This is a genomic window from Streptomyces sp. NBC_01288 (genome assembly GCF_035982055.1).
GTDB lineage: Bacteria > Actinomycetota > Actinomycetes > Streptomycetales > Streptomycetaceae > Streptomyces.
The window spans coordinates 6,464,467-6,482,573 of the sequence record NZ_CP108427.1 but is presented as its reverse complement, the minus strand read 5'-3'; the positions used below and the strand labels follow the sequence as shown (position 1 = coordinate 6,482,573).

Annotated in this window: 16 protein-coding genes and 1 pseudogene; 4 read left to right on the top strand and 13 right to left on the bottom strand. The window is 69.3% G+C overall.

Annotated features, from left to right (window positions below; genetic code table 11):
* Positions 1-30: 30 nt before the first annotated feature.
* Together OG194_RS29245 and OG194_RS29240 are read left to right on the top strand one after the other, a co-directional pair.
* Positions 31-1,932, top strand: a complete 1,902-nt coding sequence (locus OG194_RS29245; protein WP_327403759.1) for a glycosyltransferase family 2 protein — start codon at positions 31-33, stop codon at positions 1,930-1,932.
* Complete coding sequence (locus tag OG194_RS29240; protein WP_327403758.1) at positions 1,929-3,863, top strand: kelch motif-containing protein; 1,935 nt, start codon at positions 1,929-1,931, stop codon at positions 3,861-3,863. Before OG194_RS29245 ends, OG194_RS29240 begins: the two co-directional genes overlap by 4 nt.
* A gap of 106 nt (positions 3,864-3,969) precedes the next feature.
* Here the strand turns inward: OG194_RS29240 and OG194_RS29235 are convergent, their stop codons facing one another.
* Positions 3,970-4,998 (bottom strand): glycoside hydrolase family 6 protein, encoded by a 1,029-nt coding sequence (locus OG194_RS29235; RefSeq protein ID WP_327403757.1) that lies wholly within the window; start codon positions 4,996-4,998, stop codon positions 3,970-3,972.
* A 175-nt stretch (positions 4,999-5,173) separates the two neighbouring features.
* Between OG194_RS29235 and OG194_RS29230 the strand changes: the two genes are divergently transcribed.
* On the top strand, positions 5,174-5,917 hold the full coding sequence (locus tag OG194_RS29230; protein ID WP_327403756.1) for an ANTAR domain-containing protein: 744 nt from the start codon (positions 5,174-5,176) through the stop codon (positions 5,915-5,917).
* Positions 5,918-6,166: 249 nt separating this feature from the next.
* Here OG194_RS29230 and OG194_RS29225 read toward each other — a convergent pair whose 3' ends face one another.
* Complete coding sequence (locus OG194_RS29225; RefSeq protein WP_327403755.1) at positions 6,167-6,850, bottom strand: class F sortase; 684 nt, start codon at positions 6,848-6,850, stop codon at positions 6,167-6,169.
* A gap of 5 nt (positions 6,851-6,855) precedes the next feature.
* Positions 6,856-7,404: a hypothetical protein gene (locus OG194_RS29220; protein WP_327403754.1), complete on the bottom strand. Its 549-nt coding sequence runs from the start codon at positions 7,402-7,404 to the stop codon at positions 6,856-6,858.
* Positions 7,405-7,550: 146 nt separating this feature from the next.
* On the opposite strand from OG194_RS29220, the gene OG194_RS29215 reads away from it, so the two are divergent.
* Positions 7,551-8,330, top strand: a complete 780-nt coding sequence (locus OG194_RS29215; RefSeq protein ID WP_327403753.1) for an HAD-IIA family hydrolase — start codon at positions 7,551-7,553, stop codon at positions 8,328-8,330.
* Between the two features lie 37 nt (positions 8,331-8,367).
* Here OG194_RS29215 and OG194_RS29210 read toward each other — a convergent pair whose 3' ends face one another.
* The 10 genes and pseudogenes from OG194_RS29210 to OG194_RS29165 form a co-directional block, all read right to left on the bottom strand.
* The gene (locus OG194_RS29210; RefSeq protein WP_327403752.1) at positions 8,368-9,423 is read right to left on the bottom strand and encodes a 2-aminoethylphosphonate ABC transporter substrate-binding protein; all 1,056 of its coding nucleotides are present in this window, start codon (positions 9,421-9,423) and stop codon (positions 8,368-8,370) included.
* A gap of 51 nt (positions 9,424-9,474) precedes the next feature.
* Positions 9,475-10,272, bottom strand: coding sequence for an ABC transporter permease (locus OG194_RS29205; RefSeq protein ID WP_327403751.1), 798 nt, complete (start codon positions 10,270-10,272; stop codon positions 9,475-9,477).
* A complete protein-coding gene (locus OG194_RS29200) occupies positions 10,259-11,101 on the bottom strand; it encodes a 2-aminoethylphosphonate ABC transporter permease subunit (protein WP_327403750.1) in 843 nt (280 codons plus the stop codon). The genes OG194_RS29205 and OG194_RS29200 overlap by 14 nt, the downstream gene beginning before the upstream one ends.
* Positions 11,094-12,140: an ABC transporter ATP-binding protein gene (locus OG194_RS29195; RefSeq protein WP_327403749.1), complete on the bottom strand. Its 1,047-nt coding sequence runs from the start codon at positions 12,138-12,140 to the stop codon at positions 11,094-11,096. The genes OG194_RS29200 and OG194_RS29195 overlap by 8 nt, the downstream gene beginning before the upstream one ends.
* On the bottom strand, positions 12,137-12,832 hold the full coding sequence (locus OG194_RS29190) for a phosphonatase-like hydrolase (protein WP_327403748.1): 696 nt from the start codon (positions 12,830-12,832) through the stop codon (positions 12,137-12,139). Before OG194_RS29190 ends, OG194_RS29195 begins: the two co-directional genes overlap by 4 nt.
* Positions 12,829-13,953, bottom strand: a complete 1,125-nt coding sequence (locus tag OG194_RS29185; protein WP_327403747.1) for a TIGR03364 family FAD-dependent oxidoreductase — start codon at positions 13,951-13,953, stop codon at positions 12,829-12,831. Before OG194_RS29185 ends, OG194_RS29190 begins: the two co-directional genes overlap by 4 nt.
* Positions 13,954-14,085: 132 nt before the next feature.
* Entirely contained in the window at positions 14,086-14,841 is a 756-nt protein-coding gene (locus OG194_RS29180) for a GntR family transcriptional regulator (RefSeq protein ID WP_327403746.1), read from the bottom strand.
* Between the two features lie 31 nt (positions 14,842-14,872).
* Positions 14,873-15,721, bottom strand: coding sequence for a hypothetical protein (locus OG194_RS29175; RefSeq protein WP_327403745.1), 849 nt, complete (start codon positions 15,719-15,721; stop codon positions 14,873-14,875).
* 502 nt (positions 15,722-16,223) lie between these two features.
* On the bottom strand, positions 16,224-17,378 hold the full coding sequence (locus OG194_RS29170; protein WP_442811809.1) for an ROK family protein: 1,155 nt from the start codon (positions 17,376-17,378) through the stop codon (positions 16,224-16,226).
* 6 nt (positions 17,379-17,384) lie between these two features.
* A pseudogene (locus tag OG194_RS29165) lies at positions 17,385-17,825 on the bottom strand (MarR family transcriptional regulator); the annotation flags it as partial.
* Positions 17,826-18,107: the final 282 nt, after the last annotated feature.

The window sequence follows — 18,107 nt, the reverse complement described above, 5'->3', positions numbered from 1 at the left end:
CGCGCGTTCTCGCGTGTGGGGGGATGACTCATGACGTCGACGCCGACGGGCGCCCGGCACGACCTCGACCCGTCACCAACACAAACCACCGAACTCAGAGTCCCGGGACACCGGACCGGCAGCTTCCGCCGGATCAAGAGCACACTTCCGAGATACGACTACGAGCACTACAGCCGCCTGGCGGGACCCCTCACGCAGCCCGAACCGGGCAAGCCGTACAGGGTCCAGTACCGGTCGCTGCTGTCGCAGGAGACGCACCGCCTGCGCGCCGCCCTCATGCTGGGCGCGGCGCCACTGCTCTCGCTGGTCCTGCTGGGCTGGCTGATGCAGCCCGAGCACTGGACCCAACGCGACTATCCCGCCTACGACTTCCTGCCCGCGCTGGACATCGTGATGCTGGTCGCGATCGGCCTGATCGAGTTCTTCCGCTGCATGAACGTGCTGTCCAACGCGCACGCCACGCTGGTCGCCCGCGACCCGGTCCCGGTGGTGCCCGAGACGGGCACACGCGTCGCGTTCATCACGACGTTCGTGCCCGGCAAGGAACCCCTGGAGATGGTCACCAGGACCCTGGAGGCGGCCGTACGGCTGCGCCACCGGGGGCTGTTGCACGTGTGGCTGCTGGACGAGGGCGACGACCCGGCGGTCAAGGCCGTCTGCGGGCGGCTCGGCGTACACCACTTCACCCGCAAGGGAGTTGAGCGCTGGAACCAGCCCAAGGGCGCGCACCGCGCGAAGACCAAGCACGGCAACTACAACGCCTGGCTTGAGGCGCACGGCGACGAGTACGACTACTTCGCCTCCGTCGACACCGACCACGTGCCGCTGCCCAACTACCTGGAGCGGATGCTGGGTTTCTTCCGCGACCCGGACGTCGGCTTCGTCATCGGCCCCCAGGTGTACGGCAATTACGAGGGCCCGGTCACCAAGGCGGCCGAGTCGCAGCAGTTCCTCTTCCACGCCCTGATCCAGCGGGCCGGCAACCGCTACGGCTCGCCGATGTTCGTCGGTACGTCAAATGCCGTACGCATCAGGGCACTTCAGCAGATCGGCGGCCTGTACGACTCGATCACCGAGGACATGGCCACGGGATTCGAAATGCACCGGGCCAAGAACCCGGCGACCGGGAAGAAGTGGAAGTCGGTCTACACGCCGGACGTGCTCGCGGTCGGCGAAGGGCCCAGCGCCTGGACGGACTTCTTCACGCAGCAGCTCCGGTGGTCGCGGGGGACGTACGAGACGATCCTCAAGCAGTACTGGAAGGGCTTCTTCTCGATGCCTCCTGGGAAGTTCTTCAACTACACGATGATGATCATCTTCTACCCGATGTCGGCCCTCAACTGGATCCTGGCGGCGCTGAGTTGCGCGCTGTTCCTGGGCCTGGGCGCCTCGGGCGTGAACATCGACCCGACGGTGTGGCTGATGCTCTACGGCAACGCGTCCGCGCTCCAGATCGGCCTCTACATCTGGAACCGGCGGCACAACGTCTCCCCGCACGAGCCGGAGGGGTCGGGCGGGGTCGCGGGCATGGTGATGTCGGCGCTGTCGGCGCCGATATACGCCCGCTCGCTGTTCGACGCCGTGCTGCGCCGCAAGAGCAAGTTCGTGGTCACGCCCAAGGGCGACTCGGCCAGCCCCGACACGCTGTTCGGGACGTTCCGGGTGCACTGGTTCTTCATCCTGATCTTCGCCGGGTCGCTGATGGCCGGGTTCGAGAACGGGCACTCCCATCCGGCGATGATCACCTGGGCGACGTTCGCCCTGCTGATCACCGCGTCGCCGATCCTGGCCTGGCGGTACATGCTGCGGCAGGACCGGAAGAAGCCCCCCGTCGTCCCCACCGTCCCGCAGCAGAAGCCCAGTTGGGCGGCGGGCAGTGGTGAGCAGACCATGCGGATCGCGCTCGGCGGGCCGGGGGGTCGTAAGGAATGAAGGAAGCCGGCCGGCGCCGTGCCCGTCGACTCGCGATCAGCACGGTGGTCGTACTCGCCCTGGCCGGGATGAACGGGCCCTGGCTGTACAGATTCGGGACCGAGAGATACCACCGGTACGTCATCGACAAGCCCGAGTACAAAGCCGACAACGGGCACTGGGACATCGTCCAGTTCCCCAAGGAGTACCGGCAGGACACCATTCACGCGGTGCTGCTGCACACCGGGAAGGTGCTGCTCGTCGCGGGTTCGGGGAACAACCAGGACAACTTCAACGCGAAGAGGTTCGAGTCGCGGATCTGGGATCCGGTGAAGGGGACCGTCAAGAAGGTCCCGACTCCCGCCGACCTGTTCTGCACGGGGCACACCCAGCTCGCCAACGGCAACATTCTCATCGCGGGCGGCACCAAGAAGTACGAGAAGTTGAAGGGTGACGTCAAGAAGGCGGGTGGCGTCATGATTCTTTACAACGAGAATCCCGACAAGCCGATGACGTTGCCCCAGGGGACGAAATTCACGGGTAAGGCGAACGGTAAGTCGTTCGTCTCCACGGACTCGGTTCTCATCCCGCGTGCGACCAAGGTGTTCGACAAGAGCACCGGCAAGTTCCTGCGGAACAACCCCGGTTACGCCCGGGTCGTCGTCGAGGCGCCGAAGGAGGGCACCGAGTACGAGACCGGGGCCCAGGACAACTACCGGATCCGGGGGTTGACCGGTGCCGATGAGCGCAACACGTACGGCATCGGGAACAAGTTCGGGCTGGACAAGCGGGACTTCGAGGGGATCAAGAACGCGTACGAGTTCGATCCGGTCGCCGAGAAGTACATCAAGGTCGATCCGATGAACGAGGCTCGGTGGTATCCGACGTTGACGACGTTGAGCGACGGGAAGGTGCTCAGCGTTTCCGGGCTTGATGACATCGGGCAGTTGGTTCCGGGGAAGAACGAGGTCTTCGACCCGGCCACCAAGAAGTGGACGTACACGACGACGAAGCGGCAGTTCCCTACGTATCCGGCGTTGTTCCTGATGGAGAACGGGAAGTTGTTCTACTCGGGGTCCAATGCGGGGTACGGGCCGGACAACGTGGGGCGTGACCCGGGTATTTGGGACGTCGACACCAACTCGTTCACCAAGGTGCCGGGGCTCAGTGATCCGAACCTGTTGGAGACCTCGGCGACCGTGTTGTTGGCGCCGGCTCAGGACGAGAAGTACATGGTCATTGGGGGTGGAGGTGTCGGGGAGTCGAAGTTGTCGACCGCCAAGACTCGGCTCGTTGACCTGAAGGACGCCGATCCCAAGTTTGTGGACGGGCCCTCGCTGGAGAAGGGGACTCGGTATCCGCAGACCTCGATCCTGCCTGATGACACGGTGCTTGTGTCGGGTGGGTCCGAGGATTATCGGGGGCGTGGTGAGTCCGACATCCTTCAGGCTCGGCTGTATCACCCGGACACGAACAGTTTCGAGGAGGTCGCCGATCCGCTGGTCGGGCGGAACTATCACTCCGGGTCGATTCTGTTGCCGGACGGGCGGGTGATGTTCTTCGGGTCGAATCCGTTGTACGCGGACAAGGGGGACACGAAGGCGGGGGTCTTTGAGCAGCGGATCGAGATTTATACGCCGCCGTATCTTTACCGGGATTCTCGGCCGGATCTTTCCGGGGGGCCGGGGTCCATTGCTCGGGGGGCGTCTGGGGCGTTTACCTCGGCGCATGCGTCTTCGATCAAGAAGGTGCGGTTGATTCGGCCGAGCGCGTCCACACATGTCACGGATGTTGATCAGCGGTCCATCGCGTTGGACTTCAAGACTGCGGGCAACAAGATCACGGTTACTGTGCCGAAGGATCGGAATCTGGTGCAGTCGGGGTGGTACATGCTGTTTGTGGATGACGATCAAGGGACGCCGAGTAAGGCGGTCTGGGTGAAGGTGCCGTAGGGGTCGTTTTTTGGGTGCGGGTGCGTGGGGGCTGGTCGCGCTCGCGCGGCGGAGCCGCACATCGATACAGCCCCGCGCCCCTAAAGGCAGGGCGCGAGGCTGTGCGTCAGTTGGAAGACTTGGCCAGGCTCAGTGCGTAGCTCGGCCACCAGTCGCCCGCCTTCGGGCCGCCCTTGCACTCGCCGTCCGACTCACCGGGGCGTTTGATCCACAAGTACGCGTCCACCAAGGGGTCCGCGGTCTTCGTGGTCGGGGTTTCTCCCAGAGCCCTGCCCGGGGGGTTGCACCAGTTCTCGTCTGTGTCGCCGGACGTATACGGTCCGTTGCCGTTGCGGCTGGTGTCGATGACGAAGTGTTTGTCGGCGGTCTTGGCCGAGAGCTGTTTGCCGTAGGTGATGGAGTCCTGGGTGGAGTAGAAGTTGGAGACGTTGACCGCGAAGCCGTCGGCCTTCGCCAGGCCCGCTCGTTCGAGGGGCTGGTAGATCTCGTCGGGGTGGCCCCAGCCCGCGTTTCCGGCGTCCAGGTAGACCTTGGTGTTCTTCAAGGACGTGAGCTTGGTGATCGCGTAGGCGAGCAAGTCGTAGCGCTCCGCCTGGAATTGGGCGGGGGTGCAGCCGTCCACCAGGTGGAGGACGGCGTCCGGTTCCAGGATCAGCGTGGCCGAGCGGTCCCCGATGCCCTGCGCCACCGCGTCGATCCAGGCTCGGTACGCGTCGCCGTCGCCCGCGCCGCCCTGGGAGTACTGGCCGCAGTCTCGGTGCGGGATGTTGTAGAGGACCAGGAGGGCGGTGCGGCCGGCCCGGTCGGCGGCCTCGGTGAAGCCCTGGGCTTCCGCCTTCGGGTTCTCCGCGCCGATCCACTCGCCGGTCGGCTGCTCGGCGATCTTTCTGATCTGCTCGGCGTCGGCGGTCTTGCCCGCGTTGACGTAAGTGGCCACCTGGCGGGCCGCGTTGGTGTCCGGGTTGACCCAGATCGGGTCGGCTCCGTCGGGTTGCTGGGTGATCTTCGCTCCCGCGTCGGGTTTCCTGTCTCCGCCCCCCGAGGAGGAACATCCCGCCATCAGCAGTGCCGCTCCCAGGACCAGCGCCGACGTCCGTGTGCCGAAGGAGACAGGGGTCCCCTGGCTGCCGTACATCCAACTCCCCCTTGGCTGTACCGATCCAAGGGTCAATCGTGACATACGTGGCGTGCCGCCCACGAGAACAACGGGGTGTTGTCGGCGGGCTGTTACACCTCCGTCCTTGTGGGTAGGTGCGCCGCCTAGGGTCTGCCCGGCGGATCGGTTCCGGGGCAGGGAGAAGGTGGCCGTCATGCACCACACGACCCGGGAGGGCCGGTTCGCCGCGGCGCTGATGGAGGCCGCCGACACACTGACGGAGACCTTCGACACCGGGGACTATCTGCGGCGGCTGGCCGATCGTTGCGTGGAGCTGCTGGCCGCCTGGGCTGCCGGGATCGTGCTGATCGACGGTGGTGAGGCGGTGGCGCTGGGCGGGAGCACGTCCGGTGGCCGGGAAGAGGCTGCGCTCGAACTGCTTGCCGCGCAGCGCAACGGCGGGCCCTGTCTGGAGAGTTACGGCTCCGGGCAGCCCGTTCCGCCGGTGTCGATCGGCGAGGCCCATGCGGCCGCCCGCTGGCCGGAGTTCACCGAACAGGCCCTGCGGCACGGCGTCGTGGCGACCTTCGCGGTGCCGGTGCGGCGGCGGGACACGCTGTTCGGCGCGCTCAACGTGTTCGTGCCGAAGCTGCCCGACTGCGCCTCGGACAGCTGGCGTTCGGAGCTGGTGGTGGCGCAGGCGCTCGCCGACGCCGCCGGTCTCGGGCTGGAGAACAACCGCGCGTACGCCCGATCCCGTTCCCTGGCCGGGCAGTTGCAGGAGGCGCTGTCGAGCCGGGTGCGGATCGAGCAGGCCAAGGGGATGCTCGCCGAGCGCTGGCAGGTCGGCACCGACGAGGCGTTCGTCGCGCTGCGCGGACATGCGCGGCGGCGCCGGATGCCGTTGGACCGGGTGGCGCGGGCGGTGATCGAGGGGGGACTCGTGGATCGACTGTGACCAGTGCATATGACAGCGAGCAACTACCCTGAGACATGGCGTTATTTGCCCTCTAGGCCCTGACGCCCATTCGTTCTAGAGTCATTCCCAACGGCCCCGGCCCCTGGCCTAGTCCACACCTTCCACCACTGGTTTTCCAGACCTCCCGCGCCGTTCGCCGGGTTACTCCCGCAGCCCGTGCGCGTGCGGTTGAGGACCAGCCCGGTCGGCGGCTTCAGGGGGGAGCAGGTCGTCGGCCGGGCCCGGTTGTCAGAGTCCGGTGCCGGTGAGGTAGGCGGACACGATCACGTTCGCCGTGTAGCTGCGGCCGACGCGGTCGAAGGTGCCGCCGCAGGTGATGAGGCGGAGTTCGGCGCGGCCCGACTGCCGTGTGCCGTAGGCCTGTTGGGCGTCGAAGTGGGCACGGGTCAGGACGCGGACGTCGTCGACGGTGAACTCGGCGACCTTGCCGTCGTCGCGGATCACCCGGATCGTTCCGCCCGGGCGGAGGGTGCTGAGCTTGTAGAAGACGGCGGGGCGGGTCTCGGTGTCGACGTGCCCGACCATCAACGCGGTGCCCGCGGCTCCCGGCCGTACTCCGCTGCCGTACCAGCCGACCACGCCCGCCTGGTCGAACGGCGGTGGGTCGATCGCGCCCTGCGTGTCCAGGCCGCGGGCCACCACCGGTGCCTGTACGGCGAGTTGGGGGATGTCGATGCGCTGTGGCAGCGCGTTCCCCAACGGCTTCGCGGCGGGCGGGAGTTCGGCCTCCGGGGGCCGTCCGACCGCCGCCACGTCACCGGTGGTCGGCGCGGATATGCCCAGCCGGATGTCGGTCAGGTCCTGCCCCCACAGCCAGAGCCCGAGCAGCAGCACGGCCCAGGCGACCCCGGTCAGCAGCCGCCCGGTGCCGGAGGAACGCTCGTGCTCGGCGGGCCTGTCGTGATCGAACATGGCGGTCAGCCCGTCCTGCGGCTCCGGCGGGCGCTGCGCAGTGCCACGGCCGCCGCGGCGACACCGGCCAGCAACAGACCCACCACGGCGTGCGCGGTACCGGGACCGGCCGCACGCGCGTCCACGGCCGCGAGGTGCGCCGCCGCACCGCCGCCGCCCGCGTGGACGGGGGCGACGGGCGAGGCGGGGGCGGAGGGGGGCGCCGAGGGCGACTGGGAAGCGTCCGCCACGACCTTGATCGCGCCCTTCACCGTCACGCTCCCGCAGGTGATCTTCACGTCGTAGCTGCCCGGTTCCAGCGAGGTGCGGACCCGGGTCTCGCCGGCGAGGGTGCCGGCCGCGCCGACCAGCTTGGCGTCGGCGACGAACGCGGCCGACGCCGCCGAACCCGTCGTACCGGCACAGCCGCTGATCCTCAGCGCGACATCGGCGCCGGGGGCCGGGGAGGCGGGGGTCACCGTGACACCGCCTCCGTCCGCCGCGTACGCCGTTGGGGTGAGCGTCGCGAGGACCACCGCGGCACCCGCACAGAGTGTGACTTTCAGTGAACCCATCGTGAACCTCCAGATATCTGGAGACTCCTCCTCACAGCGGGCACCCGCATCCTCAGCCACGCCCCGCTGCTCCGTATGGGGGACGGCGCCGGAAGGTGCATAGCATGGTCACCTCACATGCCCGCGTACCGCAGGAGAGCCCACCCATGACAGAGCGCAAGCCCATCGAATCGTGGCTCACCGACATGGACGGGGTGCTGATGCACGAGGGCGTCCCGGTGCCGGGCGCGGAGGCGTTCATCAAGACGCTGCGCGAGAAGGGACGCCCGTTCCTGGTCCTCACCAACAACTCGATCTACACCGCGCGTGACCTGCACGCCCGGTTGAACCGGATCGGTCTCGACGTGCCGGTGGAGAACATCTGGACCTCGGCGCTGGCCACCGCCGCGTTCCTGGACAACCAGCACCCGGGCGGCACCGCCTACGTGATCGGCGAGGCCGGGCTGACGACGGCACTGCACGACGCGGGGTACGTGCTGACCGACTCCGACCCCGATTTCGTGATCCTGGGCGAGACCCGGACGTACTCCTTCGAGGCCCTGACCAAGGCGATCCGGCTGATCAACGACGGCGCCCGGTTCATCGCGACCAACCCCGACAACACGGGTCCCTCGCCCGAGGGCGCCCTGCCGGCCACCGGTTCCGTGGCCGCGCTGATCACCAAGGCGACCGGCAAGGAGCCCTACTTCGTCGGCAAGCCGAACCCGCTGATGATGCGGTCGGCGCTGAACACCATCGGCGCGCACTCGGAGACCAGCGCCATGATCGGCGACCGCATGGACACGGATGTGCTGGCCGGACTGGAGGCCGGGATGGAGACCTTCCTCGTCCTCACCGGGCTGACGACCAAGGGCGACCTCGACCGCTACCCCTACCGCCCCACGAACGTCGTCGACTCCATCGCGGACCTCGTCGACCTCATCTGAGGGTCGGCTTCATCTGAGAGTCGGCTTCACGGGAGGCTCAACTGCCCGTGGCGGACTGCCAGTCCTCGACGTACGAGGTCAGGTTCTTGTCGATGTCGGCCCAGTCCGGCTGGAAGATCTCGACGCCGGTCATGAGATCGGTCAGGGCGGTGGCGTTGGCGTCGGTGGCCTTGACGTCCCGGCGGGCGCTGAAGCCGCCGCCGACCGAGCTGACCTGCTGCTGGGCGGTACGGCTGAGCATGTAGTCGAGGAGCTTCCTGCCGTTGGCGCTGTGCGGGGCCTCGGTGACGAGGCCGGCCGCGTACGGGAGGGCGAAGGTGGTGGGCCTGCCGCCCCGCTTCGCCGGGAACCAGATCCCGAGGTTCGGCATGGTCTTGGACTGGGCGTAGTTCATCTGCACATCGCCGTTGGCGACGAGCAGCTCGCCCTTGTCGACCTTGGGCGCGAGCTTGCCGGTGGAGGCGGACGGCCCGACGTTGTTGGACTGGAGCTTCTTGAGGTAGGCGAGGGCCGCGTCCTTCCCTCCGAAGTCGTGAATCGCCTTGATCAGTACGGCGGTTCCGTCACCGGCGACTCCGGGCGTGGAGTACTGAAGCTTGTTCTTGTACGTACCGTCGAGCAACTCGTCCCAGGTGGTGGGCGCTTGGGTGAGCTGCTTCTTGTTGTAGACGAACCCGAAGTAGTTGTTGACGACGGAGGTCCAGGTGCCGTCGGTGGCCTTGTCGGCGCCACCCACCTGGTCGGCACCGGCCGGGGTGAACTTCTGCAACAGCCCCTTGCTGTCGGCCTGTTGGATGAACGGCGGCAGGGTGACCAGGACATCGGCCTGCGGGTTGCTCTTCTCGCGGACGGCACGCTGCACCATCTCGCCGGAGCCGCCCTCCACGTACTTGACCTTGATACCGGTCCGCTTCTCGAAGTCCTTGAAGACCTCGTCGTACCAGCCGTCACCGTTCTCGCCCTTGAGCCCGTCCGCGCTGTAGACGGTGACGACCTTGGCGTCCGAAGCGGCGGAGGTGCCACCGCAGCCGGTGAGCAGTGGGGTGGCGCAGAGCGAGACGGCTACGGCGGTCTTGAGCGTGTTTCTGGGCATGGCGAGGCCAACTCCTGGCGTGGTGAGGGCGGTTGAGGTGATGCCGGTGGATCAGCGGTACGAGGCTCGGTTGCGGACCCGGGAGACGACGAGCAGGACGAGCAGGGTCGCCGTCATCAGGACCACGGCGAGCGCGGACCCGGCGAAGAGGGCGCCGCGGTCGGTGGCCGAGTAGATGAGGACCGGAAGCGTGGTCCAGTCGGGCGGATAGAGCATCACCGTGGCGCTCAACTCGCCCATGGACAGGGCGAAACAGAGTCCTACGGCGGCGGTGAGCGAGGGCAGCAGCAAGGGCAGCCGGATGCGCCACAGGACGTACAGCGGCCGGGCCCCCAGGGAGGCGGCGGCCTGCTCATAGCCCGGGTCGAGGCGGACGATCGCCGCGGACACGGACTGGTAGGCGAACGCGGTCACGAGCACGGTGTGGGCGAGGATCACGATCCACCGGGTGCCGTTGAGCAGCATCGGAGGCTTGGAGAACGCGACCAGGATCGCCAGCCCGACCACGACGGACGGCACGGCCACCGGCAGCACGAACAGGGCGTCCAGCAGCCTGCGTTGACGCTTCTTGAGCCCGGCGGCGGCGAGCGCGGCCCAGGTCCCGATGCCGAGCGCGAACAGGCTCGCGGTGAGGGCGGTGACCAGGCTGGTGGTGAGCGCCTGGAGGGCCTCACCCCGGGTCGCGGCGGAGTAGTGGGAGGTGGTGAAACCAGAAGGGAGGACGCCGGACCAGTTGGTGGCGAAGGACGCCCCGAGGACGACGAGGAGGGGCAACGCGAAGAGGGGCAGGAAGAGAACGGCGAAGACCAGCCACACAGCCCACTTCGCCTTGCGGCTATGCACCAACACGACGGCTCACCACCCGGTAGAGGCCGTAAAGCCCCACGGATATAAGGACGTTGACGACGGCGACCACACACGCGCCCGGGTAGTCCGACTCCAGGATCGCCTTGCTGTACACGAGCATCGGGAGCGTCGTGACCCCTTTCGCCCCGGTGAACAGCACGATCCCGAACTCGTTCAGACAGAGCACGAGGACGAGACTCCCGCCGGCGGCGAGCGCGGGGAGCGCCTCCGGCAGGATGACCTGCCGGATGATGCGGGGCGCCTTGGCTCCGAGTGAACTGGCCGCCTCCAACTGCGCGGTGTCCAGCTGCGAGAACGCGGCGAGCAGCGGCCTCATCACGAACGGCGTGAAGTAGGTGACCTCCGCGAGCAGCACACCCCAGGGCGTCGCGAGGAACTGGAACGAACCGACGATGCCGGTGGTGCCGTAGATGAAGAGCAGGGCGAGCGTGATGAGGAAGGAAGGGAAGGAGAGGTAGACGTCGATGAAGCGGGCGACGGCTTTCGCCCCGGGGAAGGGGACGAAGGCGATGATCAGCGCGAGCACGAAACCGAGGACCAGGCAGCCGGCGGTGGAGGTGACTGCGATCCAGACGGTGGTCCAGAGGGCGGTACGGAACAGCTCGGAGGAGAAGACGTCGGCGTAGGCAGTGGCCGGCTGAAAGGACTGCCGAACGACGAGGGCGAGGGGGTAGAGAAAGAACAGGCTGAGGATTGCAACGGGCAGCAGGGCGATACCCAAGGGGCGCGGGGCTGTATTTGATTTGCGGCTGCCGCCGCGTGGGCGCGCCCAGCCCCCACTCAGCCGCACCCGACGAACAACCTCACTCATCGCCAACTCCAGCAGCCAGCAACACCGCGTCATCGGGAGCGAAATGAAGAGTCACCGCGTCCCCATGCACAGGCGGCTTCTTCAGTTCCGGCACGTCAGCCATGACCCGCTGCCCATCCACATCGACGTAGAGCCGGTGGGTCGCGCCACGCCACTGGATCTCCCGTACGACACCCGCGAGTTGATTGGGTCCATCCCCCAGCTCGACCAGATGCGGCCGTACGCACAAGGTCGCCTCCGCCCCCGGCACAACCCCCCGCACCTCAACCCTCCGCTCCCCGAAGAACACCCCCCGCTCCCCCACCGTCACCGGCAACAGATTCGCGCTGCCGACAAAGGACGCCGTGAACTCACTCTTGGGCGCCCGGTACAGCTCGCGCGGCGTCCCGCACTCCTGGAGCCGAGCCCGGTCCATGACGGCGATCCGGTCGGCCAGAGTGAGCGCCTCGACCTGGTCATGGGTGACGTAGAGGATCGACAACTCGGGCAACTCCCGGTGCAGTCGGGCGAGTTCGGCCAGCATCCCGGACCGCAGCTGCGCGTCGAGCGCGGAGAGGGGTTCGTCCAGAAGCAGCACCCCGGGCCGTATCGCCAACGCCCGCGCGATGGCGACCCGTTGCTGCTGTCCGCCGGACAACTCCCGTGGATGGCGCCGGGCATACTCCCCCATGCCGACCATCTCCAGCGCCTCGGCGACCCGGGTCCGGATCTCCGCCCGCGCCACCTTCCGCGCCCTGAGCCCGAACGCCACGTTCTCCTCGACCCGCAGGTGAGGGAACAGCGCGTACTGCTGCACGACCATCCCGACACCCCGCCGGTACGGCGGCAGGTCGGTGACATCGCGGCCGCCGAGGAACACCCGCCCCGACACCGGCCGTACGAACCCCGCGACCGCCCGCAACGCCGTGGTCTTGCCGGAGCCGGACGGTCCGAGCAACGCCATGACCTCACCGGGTTCGACGGCGAGGTCGAGGGCGTCGAGGACGACCGTGCCGTCGTAGGCCACGGTGACGGAGTCGAAGCGGATCCCGTTCGTCATGCGAGGATTCCGGGCAACTGTCCGACGCCGTCGAGGACTTGGGTCGCCCCGGCCGACCGCAGCGCGTCCGCGTCGTGCGCGCCGGTGAGGACACCGGCGACCAGCCCCGCCCCCGCGCGGACCCCGCTGAGCATGTCGTACGAAGTGTCGCCGACCACGGCCAGCTGCCGTACGTCATCCGCAACTGCCGTACGCAGGAAGGCGGTCAGGACCATGTCCGGGTACGGGCGTCCCCGGCCGCCGGCGTCGGCGGGGCACAGCGTGAGGTCGGCGAGGCCCTGCCAACCGAGCGCGGCCAGGATCGCGTCCTGGGTGGCGCGCGCGAAGCCGGTGGTCAACACGACCGTACGGCCTTGGGACTTGAGGGTCTCGATGGCCTCGCGGGCGCCGGGGAGGGCGGCGACCCGACCGCCGTCGACGAGGTCCGCGTACGCCGCTTCGAAGGCCTTGTTGGCGTCCTGGGCCTTCGACTCCTCGCCGAACAGGTGGCGGAAGACGGAGATCTTGGACTCGCCCATGGTGGCGCGGACGTAGTCGAGCATGTCAGCGGGTTCCGCGCCCATGTGCCGGGCGGCAGCGGCGAACGCCTCCTCGACGAGGCCGCCGTCGGCGACGGTGGTGCCGGCCATGTCGAGGACGACGAGACGGATGTCTGGTGTCGTGGGGTTGATGAGAGGGGTCACGGGGGTCACCAGTCCAGTTCGTTCGCGGTGGTTTCGGCGATCGCCGGGGAACAGGTCATGCCACGGCCACCCGGCCCGGTCACCAACCACACGCCGTCGCGCACCTGTTGGCGGTGGACGACGCGGGTGGGGTCGGTGCACTGCGCGTACACGCCGGCCCAGCGGCGGCGGATCTTCGGGAGGGGACGGCCGAGGAACGACTCGACGACCTCGGTGAGGTGGTCGTAGGGGTCCTCGGTGGTGTCGAAGGCGAAGGGGTGCTCGTACTCGTGGGTGTCGCCGATGGTCAGTCCGCCGTCGGCGCGCTGCACCATGAGGAGTTGCATGGCGTGCGCGGCGGCGGTCGGCAACTGCGGTTGCTCGTCGTTGAGTTGGTCCAGGGCCGGGCCGCGATAGGCCGGGTAGTAGCGAAAGCTGTCCGCATCGGCCACGGACGTGGTGAGCGGTTCGCCGAGCGGGTCGGTCTGCATCATCTGCAACCGGACGCGGCGGACGGGGAGTTCGGGCCCGGCGAGTTCGCGGACGAGTCCGCCGAGCCAGGCGCCCGTGCAGAGCACGACGGTGTCGGAGGCGTGCACGTCCCCGTGGTCGTCGCGTACCGCGTGCTCGCCGATGACCTCGCGGACCTCCCGGCCCGGCAGGAAGGTGTAGTTCGGGGACTTCGACAGCTCGGCGCGCAGGGCGAGTTGGGCGGTACGGGGTTCGACGGCCGCGTCGCGCTCGCAGTACAGGGCGGCGGTGAAGTCGCCGCGCAGAGCGGGGTTCACGGCGCGGGCCTCGGTGGCGGTGAGGAGCTTGTAGCCGCGCGCCGCGGAGTCCTCCCGTGCCACGGCCGCCTCGGCGACGGCGAGTTCGCGATCGCCCCGGACGGGGGTCAGCGAACCGTTGGCCCGGAAGCCGAGCCCGGGAACGCGGGCGCCGATCCCCTCCCACAACTCCCTTGCCCGCAGGGCGGTTTCCAGCTCTTCCCCGCCCGCGCGGCCGCTCACCCAGATCTGCCCGAAGTTGCGCAACGAAGCGCCGCGAGCCTCCGCCTCGCGCTCGATCTGTACGACCTCATGGCCGCGTTCCACTGCTTGCCAGGCGTGCATGGTGCCCACCACGCCGCCTCCGACGACTGTCACTCTCACGACGGCCACGCTCCTCGGGATCCGGGAACCGGAAAGGTCCGGCTCCCAACGAAAGCGTGAACGACCCATCACGTTTGGGCTAGACCCGTTACCTACACGTGACAATCGAGGAGGCTGCGGCAGGCCTGTTCGTCAGCCTCTGTGGTGCGTGGTGAAGGAGAAGCGGTCGCCTCGGTACAGGCCCCGCACCCGTTCCAGCGGGCGGCCCTCCGTGTCCCGTGACACGCGGTGGATCAGGAGCATCGGGAGGGCGGGCGGGGTGCCGATGAGGAGGGCCTCGCGCGGGGTGGCGAGCACGGTCTCGATGCGTTCGTCGGCGTCGCCGAAGTGGATGCCCCGGGCGCCCAGGTAGCCGTAGAAGGAGGAGTCGGGCTCGAAGTCGGTGTCCAGGTGCGGGACCCGGGCGACGGAGACGTAGGTGCTTTCGAGGCCGACCCGCTCGTCGTCGGCGAGCAGGACGCGCTCCAGGTGCCAGACGGGTTCGCCGCGGGTCAGTCCGGTCTCGGCGGCGAGCGCGTCGGTGCAGGGGAAGCTGTCGAGCGTGACGAGGCTGCGGCCCGGGGTGCGCCCCTGCCGCCGTACGCCCTCGGTGTAGCTGGCCAGGGACAGCGGCTGCTCCAGCTTGGGACCCGCGACGACCGTGCCGCGGCCCTGCCGGCGCAGCCTGCCCTCCAGCACGAGTTCGCGCAGCGCCTGCCGCACGGTCTCGCGGGCGACCTCGTACCGCTCGGAGAGGTCGCGCTCGGTGGGGATCAGGCCGCCCTCCCCCAACTCGTCGACGAGCACGGCGATTTGAGCCTTGACCGCGTAGTACTTGGGGATGCGGCCGTGCTCCGGGATGCCGGAGCGGACGGGGGCGCCGGGGGCCTGGTCGTTCGGGTAGTCCACGGGGAGATCGTCGCAGAGGTGGCGGCCGGTGTTATCGGCGCCTCCGGGCCAGCAGCAGGGCGCCGGTGGTGACGAGGAGGACGGAGGTGGCGGCGAGGACGAGGTGTTCGGGGCCGATGCCGGTGCGGGCGAGTTCGTCGGTGAACGAGAGGTCCTCGGCGGGCGCGGTGGTGGCGGGCGCGGGAGTCGTCGTGGAGGTGGCGGGGGCGGTGGATCCCGGGGCGGCGGGCTCGACGTAGAAGCGGTAGTCGTTCGACTGGCCGATCCAGTCCCCGTCGTCGGCATGCCGTTGTACGACGGCCGCGTCGGCGGTGATCTCGTTCGCGACGGCGTCCGGGGCGAGGGCGAGGCGGACCTTCACCGTGAGGGTCTTGCCGGGGTCCACGGTGAAGCCCGGGAAGCCGTCGTCGAAGGCACCGACGAGTTCGGCCTCGTCGGTCTTCTCGAAGTGGACCGGGTAGGGGCGCGGGCGGGTGCCGTCGTAGAACTCCAGCTTGGGCTGGGACGGTTTCAGGGCGCGTTGCCGGTCGACGAGGACGACGACCGGGTGGATCGCGGTGCAGCGGCGGGCGGTGGTGTTGGTGAGGTCGAGATACCAGGTGCCGTAGCCGCCGCCGGCCGCGTAGGTGTCAGGGCCGTCGTGGATGCGGGTGGTGAGGGGGAAGGTGTGGGTGTCGGGGGCGGCGCAGGCGGGGGCGGGGGCGGCCGTTGCGTGGCCGGGGGCGGCGGCCTCATGGGCGGGAGCGGTGGCTGCCGCGTGGGCCGGCGGGGCGGTGAGGAGGAAGAGGAGGGGGGCGGCGGCGGCGACGAGGCGGAGGGACAGGGATCGGTGCAGCAAGGTCAGGGACCGGTGCAGCGGCAGGGACCGGTACTGGGTCACGGGTCGGTGCAGGGGCAGTGACCGGAACAGAGGCTGAGACTGGGGCGGGGACTGGGTCACGGGCCGGGACGGAGGCTGGGACCGGGACAGGGACAGGAGCCGGTACAGGGACAGAGACAGAGGCACGGGCCGGGACTGGGACCGGGACGGAGGTGGGGACGAGAACCGGGGCGGCGTCACGGGCCGGGACGGGGATGGGGACGAGGACAGGGGCTGGGACCGGGGCTGGGACCGGGGCAGGGGTGTGCGCAGTGGGGTGCGTGGACTCAGGAGAAGTCGCATAAACACATGAGCATGTCGGACGGGCGCTGCCGATCAGGGTGCCGTGCCGAGCGCGGGCCGCGAATGCCTCGAACGGGCGCGGCGGGACCCCTGTTCGGCGGAAGTGTTACAGATCCGTCGAAAGTGTCACACTTCCCCGGGTCACCTATCGCCCCCACCTGCCAGTCCGCCGCGCGAATGCCGAAAGCGTCACACTTCCCCGGACCACCCACCCGCCCGCCTACCCGTCCGCCCGTCCGAACAGCGGCCCCAGCAGCAACTGCGCCGCCCCCTCCGCGACACCCCGCGCCCCGCCGGGGGCGACCCGTACGGGTACGGCGGCCTCGCGGGCGCCTTCGCGCCGGGCGCGTTCGTCGAGGACGGCGGCGACTCCGCGTACGAAGGGTTCCGGGTCGGCGGCGACGGTACGGCCGCCCAACAGCACGAGGTCGATGTCGAGCAGGCCCACGAGATTCGCGGCGCCGGCACCGAGCACCCGCGCCGCCTCATCGACATCACCGCGCGCTACGGCGGCCAGGCACAGGGCCTCGATGCAGCCCCGGTTCCCGCAGTCGCAGGGCGGCCCGTCCAGCTGGATCACCTGATGCCCGAACTCCCCGGCCCCGGTCCGCGCCCCCCGGTGCACACCCCCGCCGATCACCAGCCCGGCACCGAGCCCGGTCCCGAGATGCAGATAGGCGAACGCCCCGCCCTCCCCACCGACGGCCAGCCCCAACGCGGCGGCGTTCGTGTCCTTGTCCACGACAACAGGCACCCCGAGCCGCCGAGCAAGCGCGTCCCGCAACGGAAACCCGTCCCACTCGGGAAATCCGGTGACCCGATGCAGGATGCCGTGGGCATGATCGAGGGGGCCGGGGAGGGCTACGCCTACGCCGAGGAGGTGGGCGGTGACGGGGGTGGGGTGCGGTGCGGATACGGGGGGCGCGGGACGGGCAGGGTCAGTGGGACGAGCAGGGTCAGTGGGGGGCTCAGGATCGGTGGGGCGCGCAGGGTCAGCGATGCGCCCGGAATCGGCGGGACGCACGGATGCCGGGTCCACGGGACGCGCCGGGTTAGCGGGACGCCCGGCGTCGGCAAGGCCCGCAGCGTCGGCGAGGCGCCCAGAACCGGAGGGACGTCCGGATCCCGGGTTCGCGGGAGGCACCAGGTCAGCGGGACGCGCGGAGTCAGCCGGGCTCGCAGTATCGACAGGGCGCGCGGCGTCAGCGAGGCCCGCAGAATCGGCGAGGCGCCCAGAACCGGCCGGACGCCCGGAGTCGGCAAGGCGGCGCTCGACACCCGCACCCGCCGCACCGACAACCTCCGTACCGGCAGCCCCCCAGCCAGCACCGACACTTCCACCCGAACCCGAACCCGAACCCGAACCCGCACTCACACCGGCACCACCACCAGCACCCACACCACTCCCCCAACCCCCTCCCCCCACCAACCCCTCAACCTCTCGAGCCACCGCCTCCACGACAACCCCGGCTCCCGCCCCCAGATCCAGCGAAGCGCCCCGCTCCCCCACCACCGCCCCGGTGAGATCGACCAACACCACCCGCAACTCATCCCGGTCCAGATGCACCCCCACCGCATGCCCCGCCTCCGGCACCAACCTCAGCACCGTGCGCGGTTTCCCGCCCGTGGACGCGCGCCGCCCCGCCTCCGCGACGAGGCCGGAGTCCCGCAACCGAGCGGTGATCTTGCTGACGGCCTGCGGAGTGAGCCCGGTACGGTCGGCGAGTTCGAGCCGGCTGATCCCGTCCGTGCCGGCCGTCCGCAGCAGGTCGAGAACCAGCGCGGCGTTGTGACTGCGCACGGCAAGCAGATTCGCCCCCACCGGACCGACCCCCGCCCTGGCCCCTGCCGCGCCAGTCGAACCGATCCCTGCCCCGGCCCCCGCCGCACTCGCCGAACCAATGCCCGCCCCGGCGCCTACCGCGCTCCCCGAACCGCCCCCCGCCCCGACCCCTGCCACACCCGCCGAACCAATCCCTCCCCCGACTTCGACCCCCGAGCCAGCCCCCGCCCCGGCCCCAGCCCTCTCCCCCGCCGCCGTCCCACCCCACTCACTGTTGTCCACACCCCCATTCTCCCCACCACTTGCACTTTGGCAACAGCG